Annotated in this window: 13 protein-coding genes; 7 read left to right on the top strand and 6 right to left on the bottom strand. The window is 49.5% G+C overall.

The genetic code is table 11. The features are described from left to right. The first annotated feature begins 1030 nt into the window (after window positions 1-1030). Window positions 1031-1354 carry a 2Fe-2S iron-sulfur cluster-binding protein gene (locus MP213Fo_RS00820; protein WP_421089816.1) on the top strand — a complete coding sequence of 108 codons (324 nt, stop codon included), beginning with the start codon at window positions 1031-1033 and terminating at the stop codon, window positions 1352-1354. A gap of 439 nt (window positions 1355-1793) precedes the next feature. Then, window positions 1794-2819, top strand: a complete 1026-nt coding sequence (locus MP213Fo_RS00815) for an NAD(P)/FAD-dependent oxidoreductase (protein ID WP_421089815.1) — start codon at window positions 1794-1796, stop codon at window positions 2817-2819. 73 nt (window positions 2820-2892) lie between these two features. On the opposite strand, the gene MP213Fo_RS00810 is transcribed toward MP213Fo_RS00815, so the two are convergent. Then, window positions 2893-3531 carry a DUF922 domain-containing Zn-dependent protease gene (locus MP213Fo_RS00810; RefSeq protein ID WP_421089814.1) on the bottom strand — a complete coding sequence of 213 codons (639 nt, stop codon included), beginning with the start codon at window positions 3529-3531 and terminating at the stop codon, window positions 2893-2895. Between the two features lie 212 nt (window positions 3532-3743). On the opposite strand from MP213Fo_RS00810, the gene folP reads away from it, so the two are divergent. The 3 genes from folP to folK all read left to right on the top strand — a co-directional run bounded on the left by folP (window position 3744) and on the right by folK (window position 5579). Beyond that, the gene (gene folP, locus MP213Fo_RS00805; RefSeq protein WP_421090955.1) at window positions 3744-4583 is read left to right on the top strand and encodes a dihydropteroate synthase; all 840 of its coding nucleotides are present in this window, start codon (window positions 3744-3746) and stop codon (window positions 4581-4583) included. 109 nt (window positions 4584-4692) lie between these two features. Further along, the gene (gene folB, locus MP213Fo_RS00800; protein WP_421089813.1) at window positions 4693-5055 is read left to right on the top strand and encodes a dihydroneopterin aldolase; all 363 of its coding nucleotides are present in this window, start codon (window positions 4693-4695) and stop codon (window positions 5053-5055) included. After that, a complete protein-coding gene (folK, locus tag MP213Fo_RS00795; protein ID WP_421089812.1) occupies window positions 5052-5579 on the top strand; it encodes a 2-amino-4-hydroxy-6-hydroxymethyldihydropteridine diphosphokinase in 528 nt (175 codons plus the stop codon). The genes folB and folK overlap by 4 nt, the downstream gene beginning before the upstream one ends. A 143-nt stretch (window positions 5580-5722) precedes the next feature. Here the strand turns inward: folK and MP213Fo_RS00790 are convergent, their stop codons facing one another. The 4 genes from MP213Fo_RS00790 to MP213Fo_RS00775 form a co-directional block, all read right to left on the bottom strand. Beyond that, a complete protein-coding gene (locus MP213Fo_RS00790) occupies window positions 5723-6256 on the bottom strand; it encodes a hypothetical protein (RefSeq protein WP_421089811.1) in 534 nt (177 codons plus the stop codon). A 289-nt stretch (window positions 6257-6545) separates the two neighbouring features. After that, window positions 6546-7625: a YcjF family protein gene (locus tag MP213Fo_RS00785; RefSeq protein WP_421089810.1), complete on the bottom strand. Its 1080-nt coding sequence runs from the start codon at window positions 7623-7625 to the stop codon at window positions 6546-6548. Window positions 7626-7635: 10 nt separating this feature from the next. Then, window positions 7636-9111, bottom strand: coding sequence for a YcjX family protein (locus tag MP213Fo_RS00780; RefSeq protein WP_421089809.1), 1476 nt, complete (start codon window positions 9109-9111; stop codon window positions 7636-7638). A gap of 74 nt (window positions 9112-9185) precedes the next feature. Then, window positions 9186-9710, bottom strand: a complete 525-nt coding sequence (locus MP213Fo_RS00775; RefSeq protein WP_421089808.1) for a SixA phosphatase family protein — start codon at window positions 9708-9710, stop codon at window positions 9186-9188. A 494-nt stretch (window positions 9711-10204) separates the two neighbouring features. Between MP213Fo_RS00775 and dksA the strand changes: the two genes are divergently transcribed. Then, entirely contained in the window at window positions 10205-10621 is a 417-nt protein-coding gene (gene dksA / locus MP213Fo_RS00770; protein ID WP_421089807.1) for an RNA polymerase-binding protein DksA, read from the top strand. Window positions 10622-10726: 105 nt separating this feature from the next. Here dksA and MP213Fo_RS00765 read toward each other — a convergent pair whose 3' ends face one another. Further along, window positions 10727-11962, bottom strand: coding sequence for a hypothetical protein (locus MP213Fo_RS00765; protein WP_421089806.1), 1236 nt, complete (start codon window positions 11960-11962; stop codon window positions 10727-10729). A gap of 619 nt (window positions 11963-12581) precedes the next feature. Between MP213Fo_RS00765 and cckA the strand changes: the two genes are divergently transcribed. After that, a complete protein-coding gene (gene cckA / locus MP213Fo_RS00760) occupies window positions 12582-15200 on the top strand; it encodes a cell cycle histidine kinase CckA (RefSeq protein ID WP_421089805.1) in 2619 nt (872 codons plus the stop codon). The last annotated feature ends 126 nt before the right edge of the window (window positions 15201-15326 follow it).

The following is a 15326-nucleotide window of genomic DNA, read 5'->3' as shown; positions in this document are numbered from 1 at the left end:
GCTTCCCTAAAGTCGTCCATCAGAGCATCAGACTGATCACTATTATGAGCGCTTGAAATGTCTTCAACTATATTGGCAGGCTGATTGGCGGCTTGCAACACGCTAACACTGCTCGGGGTAACAGCAGGTGGTGTTGCAGGGGTAACCGGCGTTGCAGGCAATGTAGCTTTATCAGTCTTTGCTTTGGCTGATTTTGGCTTGTCAGCGAATGCAACCGGTTCAGCTTGCGCAACCACAGGAGCGGAGGCTTCAGATACAGTTGCCTTACCTTTAACCGATGATACAGCGGCAGCAGCGAGTGTTGCGCCATTTTGCTCAATGGCCAGTTCCTCAGCAGCGCGCGAAATCTGGTTTTGCAGATCATCAAGCGAGAACTCAGCCTCAGGAAGGTCAAAATTCAAATCCAGCTCAAAATCGTCATTGAAGTCCAGGTCCAGCCCGTCTGAGAGAGCCTGTTCCATATCAAGATCAAGTTTTTGCGCTTTTGTATTTTGTGCCATAGCCGTAATACCCCGTACTCATATAACAACGCAAATGACCATATCCGGATCTGCCCATGATTGACTCAATCGTTGGGCAATAGACATGTTGCGCAGTCTATAGGTTAAAACTTCCGGAGCCTTATGGGAACTGCGTAATTTGCGGTTGATGAATTGTTTAAAAATAAGGTTAACGCGAGACGTTATTAAACTACTGAAACTGAGCAATTGCGCGGTTTTTTGAGTTAAAGCTAATTGTGGAAATCTTTATTCCTATATCAGATATGCATAAAACACGCATAACATTGTGGCAGAGTTTGCCATAGTGTAGCAAAAAATGCATGTGTTTTTTCTAGCAGGTTTGTGTGGGCTTTACGAGGGAATCTGCTCTAATTGACGCAATAATGCTGGTCTGAGGTATTTGTCGCTTGAACTCATGCGATGGAGCACGTATCTGCCGTGTAACAGCACTCTATTATACGGTCAGTATAACATCAGCGGTCACCGGCCTGCAATTGATGAAATATGCTGAGTTTTAACGGGATGAATTTATGACCAAGATCACATTTGTTTCCGCTGACGGCGCAGCCCGCAATGAAGTTGAAGCGGAAAACGGCTCCACCGTGATGGAAAATGCTATTCGCCACGGTATTCCGGGTATTGATGCTGAGTGTGGCGGTGCCTGCGCCTGCGCTACCTGTCATGTCTATGTGGATGATGCATGGACAGAGATTGTTGGTGGTCCTGAGCCGATGGAAGAAGATATGCTGGATTTTGCCTATGACGTACGCGGTAATTCACGCCTGTCTTGCCAGATCATTGTGCGTGATGCGTTTGATGGGCTGGTTGTGCAGGTTCCGGAACGCCAAGGTTGATCCATGGGTTATCCAAGGGTTATCAGGTGTTGATCAGGCGCTGAAAAACCGCCTGCGATAAAAGCATCGTCTGTAAATAATGAATAAAGCGGTTTGCATAACATGCATGCCGCTTTATTTGTTTTTATCGGTTTAAAAAATATAATTCCGTTTTGAAGCTGTTAAACACAGATTTGTATCTGTATCTTGCTGTTTTAGTGATGCATTTAAACGGGTATGCTGCAAAAAATTAAAAACTGCAGGGATTATTCATGACCTGTTTCGCAAAGCCTATAGGATTTTGAATTAAACTTGACTATAGAACTCGTGTTGAATTTAGTCCGTTGCGGTTGCGCGGCAAATAGAGAGCATGCTCTGTGTGACAGCTGGCAGAGCATAAGATTAATGTGACAGATCGTAATGGCTGGCGCAGTTGTTATGATACAGCGAGATTGAAGATATGAGCGAAGTTATCCGCACGGATGTTGTCATTATCGGTGCCGGTCCTGTAGGGCTGTTTGCTGTGTTTGAGTTGGGTCTTTATGACCTCAAATGCCATTTGATTGATATTCTTGACCGCCCGGGTGGTCAATGTGCCGAGCTTTATCCGGAAAAGCCGATCTATGACATTCCGGCATGGCCTGAAATTTCCGGCCAGCTGCTGACAGACAAGCTGATGGAGCAGATCAAGCCGTTTTCACCACAGTTTCATTTCAACCGCATGGTCAACAGGCTGGAACGTCAGGAAGACGGTTCTTTCCATGTTGAGACCGATGAGGGCGAGATTTTTGAAGCCAAAGTTGTGGTAATTGCCGCCGGTGGTGGCTCTTTCCAGCCGAAGCGTCCGCCGGTGCCTGGCATTGAAGCCTATGAAGGCAAGAGCGTTTTCTATTCTGTACGCCGCGTTGAAGCTTTCCGTGATCAGGATTTGGTTATTGTTGGCGGTGGCGACAGTGCGCTGGATTGGGCGCTTAACCTGCAGCCGATCGTTAAAAGCCTGACAGTTGTGCATCGCCGTCCGGAATTTCGTGCAGCGCCTGACAGCGTTAAGAAAATGTTCGAACTGGTTGATGCGGGTAAAATCCGTTTTGAGGTTGGGCAGGTATCGGGCCTTGAAGGCGAAGATGGTGAATTGTCTGCGGTTAAGCTTAAAGGTGCTGACGGAGAAACAATTTTACCGGCCTCGCGCATGCTGCCATTCTTCGGTCTGACTATGAAGCTCGGGCCGATTGCCGACTGGGGCTTAAACCTCCATGAAAACCTGATCAAGGTTGATACTGAGAAGTTTGAAACTTCGGAGCCGGGCATTTTTGCGATTGGCGATATCAACTGGTATCCGGGTAAGCTGAAGCTGATCCTGTCCGGTTTCCATGAAGCGGCATTGATGACACAGGCAGCCAAGCGCATCATCAGCCCGGGCGAGCGCGTTGTGTTTCAGTATACAACCTCTTCAACCAGCTTGCAGAAAAAGCTTGGCGTCAGCTGACTGTTTTATTCGTGCGTATAATAAAACCCTGCATAGTGATATGCAGGGTTTTTTATTATTTAACATAAGCTTATCAGGAGTTGTTCTTCTGTTGATTTAAGCGCCTTTGAAGGCTGTAGGTTAGCAGGCGCTCAAAGCGGGCTTCAAAATTAATGGTTTCCACACGATCAAATTGCTGCTGCGCTTTTTCATGGGCTGCAAATATAGCATCGGTGATCTTATCAACACCGGCACGCAATTTTGCGCAATCACGTTCACTGCGCATGGTGCGGATTTGCCGCTCAAGCTCTGAGGCATGAACACGGGCGATAATAATATGGCTTTCTTCGTGGCGGCGAATATCCCGCACGAGAGTATCCCATATCAGCACTGTATCTGCGCTGGCACGTTTGCGGTTTTTCCATTTCGGCAGAGAGACAGTGGCATGAACATTGGCGAAGACGCCGGATATACGGCAATATTTACCGTCATATTTGTATTTCACACGCGCATCAAAAGCGATTTTTGTCGCTCCCGGATGGCTCTCGCCGCCATCTTGCAGTTTGGGGCCGTTTTTCGCCAGAGATTTATCCAATTGCTCGGCAGTTGTGCCATAGACAGGAAAATACTGGTATTTACGGATAATGGAAGCGGCATCCGCTTGAGTAGTTAAGAGTGTGGCGGATAACAGTGTGAGGCCGGTGAGAGTGAGGCCGAGAACTTTACCGGACATCTGTCTGTTCCTTTAAAGAGGGGCTTCAGCTACGGAAAAGCTGACGAAAACCCTTGTTTGTTTCTTGTAACACATAATATGGCAGAATTGTCTCTTGCAGCTTTATCGTTTCGGGTTTTATCAAGCTATAAAATATGTAAAGAACCTATAGCAAGTTGATGAAACTGCGTTGTTTTTGAGGATTAATTGAGAATATGATTAAGAGTTTTCCCATAAAACGAGAATGGCAGCTGGCGCATGGGCGCATATTGCAGACAGGCTCCAAGGCGTTGATCATGGGGATTCTCAATATTACTCCGGACTCTTTTTCAGATGGCGGACAGCATCAATCTGTGGCCACGGCTGTTGCAGCAGCACGTGCTATGCTGGTTGCGGGGGCGGATATTATTGATGTCGGGGGGGAATCTACCCGTCCTGATGCTGTTGCTATAAGTGCAGAACAGGAGCAGGCACGTATATTGCCGGTCATTGAGGCGCTGGCGAGAGAAACCGGCTGTGTGATCTCGGTTGATACATATCGTGCGCAAACCGCACGCCTTGCGGTGGAAGCCGGTGCACATATTGTCAATGATGTGTGGGGTTTACAAAAAGAGCCTGATATTGCGGCGGTCGCGGCTGAAACCGGTGCCGGACTGGTGATCATGCATACGGGGCGAGAACGCACAGTGTTGCCGGATGTGATTGAAGACCAGTTTGCGTTTTTGCGTCGCTCACTCGAAATTGCTGATAGGGCTGGTGTTAAGCAGGCGCAGATTGTGCTTGATCCTGGATTTGGATTTGCCAAGGATACCCAGGATCATCTTCAGTTAATGGCGCGTTTTACTGAGTTGCAAGCATTTGATATGCCATGGCTTATCGGTACATCGCGCAAGCGTTTCATCGGTGAGATCATCGGCGGTTCTGATGCTGCTCAGCGTGATGCTGCCACCGCTGCGACAAGTACGATCTTGCGTCTTAACGGTGCAGATATATTTAGAGTGCATAATGTTGAAATCAACAAGGATGCCCTGAGTGTGGTTGATGCACTAATAAATGCAAAAACCACGCTCTAAAAGCCTTATAAAATTTGCGCTTGGGTGTAGTATAGTAAGATATTGATAAGAGAGAACGTCTCTCTTATCGTGGATAAGAATTTTCCGGCAATGGAAGAAATGAGGGCTTTTGTACACGATCCGTATGATGAATTGCGCATTTTTCGCGCATCACGGCGTTTTTGAAGAAGAAGAAAAGCTCGGACAGCGTTTTTATGTAGATGCGGTTCTGACCGTTGATCCGGGTGAATCGCTGGTCAATGACGATATTGAAGCAACGGTACATTACGGTTTGGTTTTCTCGACAATCGAGAAGATTATTACCGGCAAGCGCCGTTATCTGATTGAGGCGCTGGCACTGGATGTTGCTAAAGCGCTATGCGCGCAGTTTCCACAGATTCAAAAAGCCGAGATTACAGTGCGTAAGCCCAACGCACCGGTCGCCGGCGTTCTGGATTATGTTGAAGTAACGGTCGGGTGGCCATATCGATGAAAGCACGCGAGGTTTATAAAGCCTGGCTCTGTCTGGGTGGCAATATCGGAAACGTAGTGCAAACAATGGCACAATCTCTGCAGCTTATTGACGAGCGGCAGGATGCACGGGTGATTGCTGTTTCACCGGTTTTTCGTACGCCGCCTTGGGGGAAAACCGATCAGGACTGGTTTTATAATGCCTGCGCTGAAATCTCGACGGTTTTGACGCCACCGGAACTGCTTGAAGCAACGCAATCAATTGAGAAACGTTTGCTACGGATACGCAGTGAGCGCTGGGGGCCGCGCACGATTGATATTGATCTGTTGGCCTATGAGAGCGTGTTCGCACTCGAAATGCCGGATCTGACACTCCCGCATCCGCGCATAGAGCAGCGCGCTTTTGTGTTGGTGCCTTTGGCAACAATTGCGCCGCATTTGCAAATTCGCGGCAAGGTTGTTTCAGATCTTCTGGAAAATGTGGATGCGAGTGAAATCCAGCGCACAAGTTATGGTCATCGCTGGTGGCAGGAGCGGGCCGTTTAAACCGTAATCCTGTCTTTTTTTATCGTCAGAAATTATGATATAAGAGTGCTTTCACTTCTCTTTGAAGCAGGAAAACCGCTTTATCTGTTTGATTAAACGCAGTCTCGGATGGGAAATCAGTTCCCAATTTTCCTGAATCTGCTTTAATTACGGGCAATGCTGCTAACTGCGCCGCCGTCAACACGCTTCAGATTGACGCCAAGAACCGGCACCATTGTGTCTTCCACCTTCACAGACACGGTAACATTCATTGTATTGGCGTCAGTTACACGTGCAAGCATAGCGCCGTTGAGCTGCTTGCGGTTGAGAGCAAGCACGACACGGTTGCCGCTTACCGAACCAGAGGTCACATTGAGACCTTTACCTTCTGCGCCATCATTAAATGTGCCGCTATAGCTTTTGCCGGTGCGGATAACCGTTGCCTTCATCGGCTGTGAAAACACACCGACGCGGCATGTGCCGTCAAGGGTCATACCAACGGAATTATCAGGCGTTGTACCTGCTAAAGTGCATATAAATTTTGTGCCCTTATATTTTCCGGCAACCACTTCGCCGGGGCCTGTCCATTGGCCCTCAACATTGCGGAAAAATGCTTCATCCTTATCAGATGCCAGAGCAGGGAGGGCGCTGGCTGCGGACAGAAGCAGAAAGGCGGCGGCAGTTGCGCATTTGATCATAACGGGGCTCTGTTCCGGATAAGAATTACAAGTTTGTAGATCCGCTTTTGCTGATTTTATCGCCATTTTTGCAAGGGCAACACATCATCAGGCAAACACTGAATCCTGATTATATAATCGGCTGAAATGGTTAATAGAGGGTTTCCAGCGTGTTTTCAATTATTACTAAAGCGGAAAAATCACTTTATCTCTTTTTACCGTAGCCACGGACGGTAAGCGGTTTTCACTTTTTCTAAAACGGGCTCTAATATAAAATTTATTTGGCTATTTACCGGCTTTATCGGGCTTTTTAAACGTTTTTTTTCTGGGTCGTGGCTTTTACGATATCACCAATAAAATCGCCGATATTAGGGCGCTTTTCGACATCAAAAGGGAGTGGGCGCACAATATCCATGGCTGAAATACCAATGCGCGCTGTCATCATACCGTTTATTACGCCTTCGCCTAGTTTGGCAGACAGCCGCGATGCCAGCCCGTGGCCGACCAGCTGCTGCACAACGCTGTCACCCATGGCAATGGTGCCGGTAACAGCCAGATGCGCGATAACACTACGTGTGAGGCGCATGAACCCCAGAGAGCCGGGGCGGCAGCCATAAAGTTCTGACAGGCGGCGGATCAAGCGGGAGGCTTCAAATATGACATAAGCCACATCCACCAGTGCACGCGGGCTGACAGCGGTAACGATTGAAACGCGTTTGGCGGCATTGAGAATCAACATGCGCGCCTCACGGTCAAGCGGGTGCAGAATTTCACGCTCGGTAATGCGGATCAGGTCACGACCATCAATAATGTCACCACGTAAAGCCTCCAAAGTCGCACGTCCGCGCGCGGTTTGTGGCAATGATGTTGTTACCTCCAGCAACCTGTCAGTCACTTTTTGCGCCTTTGCGCTATCGTTTTTTTCGGTTGCCTCCTGCGCGTCAAAACGCAAATCCTGAACGGCAGAGAGGCGGCGCAATGCCAGCGCTTCACGGGTAACCAGTGCAATCAGTGAGCCAAGAGCGATAAGTGCAACGCCAAGCGCCATCCAGCCGAGCCAGTCTGCACGGTTGAACATTGAGCGGATCAGATCTTCGGTCCAGATGCCGATGGCAAAACTGATGAGCAGGCCAAGAGCTGTAAAAAACACGCTGCGCAAGGTAAAACGGCGTTTCAGCAGGTTTGCGGGTGGCGGCGTCAGCTGTTCGCCGGCATCAAGGGCTTCCTGTTCGAAAACATCGATACTGTCAGTCGTCACGGTTGAAAGGTCACGTATAGCCACTGGCTTGCGCAGAATCTGTTCTTTAGTCGCCTCGTTTTGAGGTGTTGAAACCGTAAAGCTCGCAGGCTTGCGAGGCTTTGGCGTATCGGAAGGCGGGTTATTTTGCATCGCTTGCTCCTTATCCTAACCGGTCGCCGAGCAGAAACTGCAAGGCACGATCAAGGCGGATATGCGGTAAGGTCAGATGAATGCCATCGGGGCCGGTTTTAACATGGGGCGGACGAAAGCGCACAAAACGGATGGGGGCATCATTGGCACGATCCTGCGGTGATAGCTCAGGCTGGTCAAAAATTGCTTCGGTGTTTTGCGGCAAATCACCGGGGAAAATGGCGGTCTCTGTCTCGCCATCAAAGCGCTGACCGTCAATCACTTCACCTTTGAGCGGTGTGCCGACAATAACCGGCAATGTATCGCCGTTCTGGTTAACCGTTGCCTCACGCGTAGCGCGCACTGCCGCCATCGCCAATACATCAATTTCAGCGCCGGACATATCAGCATTTTTCGCTGCGCGATCAACCAGCCTGCGCACAATAGCTTCCAAGCGGTTGTGGCTCTCATGGTGCAAATGGTCGGCCTTGGTGGCGGCTATCAGAATACGGCCAATGCGCTTCTGGATGAGGCCGGTCAGCATATTGGAGCGTCCGGCACGGAAGCAGGCAAGTATTTCAGTGAGCGCCCGCTCAAGATCGCGCACCGCAGCGCCACCGGCATTGATCGCCTGCATGGCATCAACCAGCACAATCTGCCGGTCAAGACGAGCAATATGCTCACGGAAAAACGGTTTTACCACATGGGTTTTATAGGATTCATAGCGCCGCTCCATCATTGCCGCCAGAGAGCCGGTTTTAAAGCTGCCTTCCGGCAAATCCGGCAAGGGCGCAAAAGTCAGGGCTGGTGAACCTTCAAGGTCGCCCGGCATCAAAAACCGACCCGGCGGTAATGTAGAAAGTGCCTGTTCGTCTGATTTTCCCGCACGCAAATAATCCGTAAAACTGCGGGCAAGGCGCTGCGCTGTCATTTCATCGGCTTGTGCCTGCGCATCGGCTGTTGCGGCTTCTCTCAGCCACGCACCGGCAAAATCAAGGTGGCCGGTCTCATTGGCTACAGTAAAGGAATCGCGCGAAAACTCAGCATAGGATTTGCCGAGCAGCGGCAGGTCGAGCAGCCACTCGCCCGGATAGTCCACAATATCGATCGAGAGCTTGCCAGCAGAGAACATCCGCCCCCATGAGGAGGCAGACTGATATTCAATCGTCAGGCGTAATTCAGAAATAGCACGGGTTGAATCCGGCCAGATCCGGTCTTTGATCAATGCCGCCAGATGCTCTTCATATTGAAAGCGCGGCACCGCATCATCAGGCTGCGGTTGCAGATAGGCGCGGGCAATGCGCCCTGAGGACTGCGCATCAAACAATGGCAGCCTGCCGCCCTGGATCAGATTGTGCACAAGAGAGGTAATAAAAACGGTTTTACCGGCGCGGGACAAGCCGGTTACACCAAGGCGTAGTGAGGGTGTCACCAGACTGCCGGTGCGTTCTATCAAAGTATCAAAAGCGATTTTGGCTTCATCAGTGAGCGTGGTTAGTCTGGCCAAGGTTGCCCCCAATTACGATCTGCATATGCACTATAAATAGGTATCGTTTATCTGAATATAAGCGGTCGATACTATCAGTCTTCGTGTGGCAACAGCAATGCAGTCAGGGTGCCGGTGTTTGGCGCGAGTTCTGACAGTGCTTTATCAGTAACAATCACCGCCACACCGGAAGTCGGGAAACCATAACCAATCCGTTCGGCAAGGCGCTGATTCTCTTGCGCGAACAGCAATGCACAGTCTTCGATACTCGGATTATGACCTACAATCAGCACGCATTGCGCTGTATCCGGTACGGATGAGCGAATTTCATCAATATAACCGGCGGCATCAGCTCTGTAGAGTGCTGCTGCCGCTTGCAGTGTAACCGGCGCCTCCGGAAAGGCTTTATTGAGGGTTGCAGCAAAGATGTGAGCCGTTTGGTATGTCCGGCAGGCGGGGGAATATACAATGAAATCCGGTTTGAGGCCGGATTGAACAATGCGTATTGCCTGCATTTCGGCATCATTTTCTCCGGAGAGACTCAATCTGCGATCAAAGTCTTTTCCGCTGCTGTCTGGCAGTACGGCTTGAGCATGGCGAAGGAGCAAAATGGTGCGCATAGTTTTATTTGGCAGGTTTTACACCGAAAAGATAGCCTGTCTTTAGCCGTGAAAAAGCGTCGCAGGCTTGGATTATGACAGGAATATGCCGTAATATTATTTCAAGCGAAATATGCTGTATCTGAGTTTTTTAACTGCAGACAGGTGATTATCAAGTGAAACTGCTGCTTCGTTAAAATGTGCTTACATGGGGTTATGACTTATTTGCATATGGTCAGAGAAAAAAAGCAAGCAAAGTTGATCTCAGGAAATCGAAAATTTGAATTTATACATTTGAAGCCAATTGTTTTGTTTCAAAGTATTAAGAAATTACTTTGTGAATTATGTTTTGCAGTGCTTTGCTGATTGCAGAAATAAATTATCTGTAACTTTAGTATCAAGCCGGTTTTTGCAAACTCGTATTAAAAATACTTCATGTAGTGTTTTTACAGGTTGTATCACACAGCTTATAGAACTATAAGGCGCCACGTCTCCTAGGTGTGGGGTTATTCAAAATGAGTGAATTAATCGACCTTAATTACAAACCCACGGATGACGAACCGTTCATGAATGAACGGCAGAAGTCATATTTCCGTGCCAAGCTGGTAGCTTGGAAGAATGACATTTTGCGTGAAGCGCGCGAAACGCTGGGCGCATTGCAGCGTGAAAACGCTAATCATCCTGATCTTGCTGACAGGGCTTCTTCAGAAACAGACCGGTCTATCGAGCTTCGTGCCCGTGACCGCCAGCGCAAGCTTATTTCCAAAATTGATGCCGCATTGCTACGCATTGATGAAGGGACTTATGGTTTTTGTGAAGAAACCGGCGACCCGATCAATTTGAAGCGATTGGATGCTCGTCCTATTGCGACTTTGTCGATCGAAGCGCAGGAGCGTCATGAGCGCCGCGAAAAAGTTTATCGCGACGATTAACCAGCTTCTATACTGCTGATGTTCGCATAAGCAGGATGCAAAAATACCGACATTAAAAAACGCAGCGCTGGAGGGTGCTGCGTTTTTTTGTATTTAGAAAAAATTTTATTCAGTTGCTGAAATATTCAGCGCACCGCTTTGCGGTTTTTTAGCTTCTGTTGCCTGCTGTGGCGCATTTTCTGCCTTAGTAAAGTGCTGTTCAATTTCATTGGACAGCAGGTTTTCAAATGACATTGAATCATCTGCAGACAAGGCTTCAGCCACAGCGTTTTCAAGGTCGAGATCAAAGCTGGAGGCTTGCGCAGGCGCTGCGTTACGGGCAGGCGGAGTGCTGAAAGAAGGTTCCTGCTGCTGGTTGCGGGCAATCTGCGGTGTAGCACGCTGCAGTACCAAAGAGCCGGTATCGCCAGAGTTTTGACCAGAGTTTTGTCCAGGGTTTTGACCAGAGTTTTGGGTATGGTTTTGGCCGTGGTGTTGATTAGAGCCCGGGCGCACATCATCGAGCGAAGGGGCGCGGTTTTCACGCTTGGCTGCCGCAATCAGTTCCTGCTGCGCTGCATTATTGGCGGCTGCCAGACCCGAAGTTGCTGCAACTACCCCGCGTGAAACCTGACCAAGCGGGTAGACCGGATGCAATTTTGCAGCCACAGGCTCGGTTGGCCGCTGGGTGGCTGCAGGCGCTGCAACCTGCTGAGATGGGCGTTGCTGAGTGCCTTGTTGCTGGCGTGCAGCGGCAACTTGCTGAGCGTGGGTTTGCAATGGCTGGCTGTTGTGGTTTGGTGATGCAGAAGCTGAAGCTTGGCTTGGCGGTACTGCTGTTGCTTTAACAGCAGGGGCGGGCGAATTAGCATCTGCACGCGCGGGCGCCGTTCGCATTTCACTCTCAGGCTGGTAAGCCGGTATTGCTGCCACAATCGCTGCTGTTTCTGGTGTAACCATGTTCAACTGTGCAGGGGCTGCTGCATATTGCGGCGCACTCACGATACGTTCCTGCTGATGACGGTTTTGGCTATGCGGCGCTGCATCGTCATTAGGCGTAGCTTTATTGCGCATAATATTCTGCTCAATAACAATATCTGTAGGTCCGCCGATCAGGATCAGATGCTCCACATCATCGCGGCGCACCAGCACAAGGCGGCGCTGGCTGTCGACTGCTGCGGCATCTGTTACTGTCAGGCGCGGAGCGGCATCGCGTGACTTGCTCACATAAGTACCGGCAGTCATCCGTTTGATTGCAGCGAAAACGACAAATACCGCAATCAAAAAGACTGCGAAAAGCGCGACAAAGCTGATAATTTGGGCTGTATTTTCACCCACCAGCCCGCTCAGCCATTCCATCATAGTCAATAGTCCTTATAAGAATCATGGTTTTCCTGATTGGTTCATAGACGTTCAATCAGGCAAATTACATGATCTGCTGGTTTAAAAGCGCGATTTTCCCAGCCTTATCCGGCGTTGAAAACGAAGCATTTTGTAAAATTTCAAGTGTGTAACTGCGTCTTTAACAGCGCATATCAAGATAAGAGTAAATCTTTTATCTGAATGAAAGTTTAAATCATATTCACCGGCTTGCAAATGCCTGTTGTGGTATCGCTTAAAGCGCTCACAACTTTTGTGTCTGAAATTAGGCCTCATGAAACAGTGCTTGCACGTGAAATCAACGAGATAGGCGATTGTTTGGCCCTCAGTTCAGCGTAAATGATCTAAAATTAATCGGTTGTGAAGACTGTAATGGCAATAATGGCTTTTATAATTGTTTATCCGGTTTGTTCAGCTCAGCCTTTAAGATGCCGGAACAATTCCATTTGACTGTTAAATACTCTAAAGCATAATCCTGAAAAGCCTTATCAAGGTGTGATTTATCAATTCAGCTTATGCGTAACGCCACAAACGGCGCATCCGCGGCGTAACCTGTTGAGACGCCGGAGATTACGGCGCAAGAAAAGGGATATTGGGGCTTATGTCTCAGCCATCACGGACAAATATTTATCCGAACACCACCACTGCTCCGAAAAAAAATCCTGCAGCTTTCAGGCTGCTGACACTCGGCATACTCTTGATTGGGGTGGCTGGGTTATATTTTGTTTTTCGTGAACAGCTCGGTGATGCCTTCTTGCTGATTTTACTGGGATTGCTGTCGGTTACCGGCGTTTTCTGCCTGATAGGCTGGGCCATGGGGCTGTTACAGTTCACACCACGCGAAGACCATGACGATGTGGTTGATACATTGATGGATTCGATGCCTGAAGGCACTGTCATCACTGATGCCAAAGGCCGGATTGTTTATGCCAATCAGGCTTATGCAGTGATGATGGGCGCTAATAATCCTTCAGAATTACAAACATTGGATGCGGTTCTGGCCGGTGAGCCTTCAGCCTTGGAGGCTGTGTACCGGCTCAATAATGCTGTGCGCGATGGGCTGGCAGCTCAGGAAGAAATCCGCCTGACCAACACTGCCGCTAAAGGTATGGAAGCGGCGGCATGGTATCGCGTTAAGGCGCGACCGGTGATTGCGCCGCAGAAAAATCCTCTGGGTGAAACCAACGGCCCGCTATTTGCATGGCAAATCACGAATATTTCTGAAGAACGCGCCGAGCAGGAGCGCTTTTTTCAGGATCTGCAGGAGGCGATTGATCATCTTGATCATGCACCGGCAGGGTTTTTCTCTGCAGATGCCAAAGGCCGGATCATCTATATCAATGCCACATTGGCTGAATGGCTTGGCATTGATCTGACCAAATTTACCGCGGGTTCCCTAACCCTGCAGGATATTGTTGCCGGTAATGGCATGTCGCTGATCAATGCTGTACGCGCTGATCCGGGTTCAAGCCGCAATACTGTGATTGACCTTGATCTGACCAAAAGCAACGGCCAGAGCCTGGCTGTGCGCTTCTATCACCGTGTGCAGCAGCCGCGTGACGGTTCACGCGGTACCAGCCGTACCATTGTACTCAACCGTGCCGAGGGTAATGATTCCTCAGCAGCGCAGCGTTCTGCTGAAGTGCGCTTTACACGGTTTTTCAACTCCGCTCCGATGGCGATTGCCTCAGTGGATGTGAATGGCCGTATTCTGTCGACCAATGCGCGTTTTCTGGATATTTTCGGATCGGATGTTGATCGCGATGCGCTTGATCAGCAGATTTCGCTGGAAAGCGTTGTGCATCCGCGTGATCGTGAAGCGATTTCACGCGCACTGGCTTCTGCCTTTGCAGGGCAGGCAACAATCTCTCCGATTGATACTGTGCTGCCCGGCAATGATGAACGCCATATCCGTTTTTATGTCAGTCCGGTGTCTGACATTGGCGGCGAAGCCATTGAAGAAGCGGCCATTGTTTCTGCAGTGGAAACCACCGAGCAAAAAGCACTTGAAGGCCAGATGGCACAAAGCCAGAAGATGCAGGCTGTGGGGCAGCTTGCCGGTGGTATTGCGCATGACTTTAACAATGTGCTGACAGCGATTATCATGTCGTCAGATTTGCTGTTGAGCAATCATCGCGCTTCCGATCCGTCTTTTCCCGACATTATGAATATCAAGCAAAATGCCAATCGCGCAGCCTCACTGGTGCGGCAGTTGCTGGCATTCTCGCGCCGCCAGACATTGCGGCCGGAAGTACTTGACCTCACAGATGTGCTGGCTGATCTGCGGATGCTGCTTGCGCGTCTAGTCGGTACTGATATTGCACTGAAGATTGAGCATGGCCGCGACTTGTGGTCGGTTAAAGCCGATCTTGGCCAGTTTGAGCAGGTTGCGGTTAATCTGGTGGTTAATGCCCGCGATGCGATGCCGGATGGCGGCACAATCACTGTACGTACCCGCAATGTTGAGGAAAAGGAGGCGGTAACACTTGGTTATCGTGAATTACCGCCAACCGATTATGTGCTTTATGAAGTTGAAGATTCGGGCACCGGAATTCCGGCAGATATCCTCGCAAAGATCTTTGAGCCGTTCTTTACGACTAAAGAAGTAGGCAAGGGCACAGGTCTCGGCCTGTCGATGGTTTACGGAATTATCAAGCAAACCGGCGGCTTCATTTTCTGTGATTCGGTCTTGGGAACAGGAACAACCTTCCGTATTTTCCTGCCGCGCTTTATTGAAGAAAAAGCAGCACTGCATGATGGTTCAGTACAGGATGGTGAGTTTACCGTTGTAGCTAAAAAGCCTTCACCTGTTGAAAGGAAAGCAGAAAAACAGGCTGATTTGTCCGGATCCGCAACCGTGTTGCTGGTTGAGGATGAGGATGCCGTGCGTATGGGCGGCGTTCGCGCCCTGCAGACGCGCGGCTATACAGTGCATGAGGCATCGTCGGGTGTTGAGGCTCTGGAAGTACTGGCAGAACTCGATGGCAAGGTCGATATTATCGTTTCCGATGTGGTTATGCCGGAAATGGATGGACCAACGCTTTTAAGAGAGTTGCGCAAATCATATCCAAACATTAAGTTTATATTCGTTTCAGGCTATGCTGAAGATGCTTTTGCAAAGAATCTGCCTGAAGATGCTCAATTCGGATTCCTTCCGAAGCCGTTCTCACTGAAGCAGCTGGCTACCGCTGTGAAAGAGATGCTCGAGAAGGAAGACTGAACGGCAGCGTGCCGGTAGGGGACTTGCAGGGGGCTTGCAGCATAGCGGCTGTGCATTGGCAGTGTGCTGGCAGCACGAATGAATGACCGTCACGCACTGAAGATGCGCGCGGGGGGCTTATGTTTT

Origin of the sequence: Pseudochrobactrum mosebachae, assembly GCF_048914685.1 — a bacterium.
Classification (GTDB): Bacteria; Pseudomonadota; Alphaproteobacteria; order Rhizobiales; family Rhizobiaceae; genus Pseudochrobactrum.
This window is presented reverse-complemented; position numbering and strand designations above follow the sequence as displayed.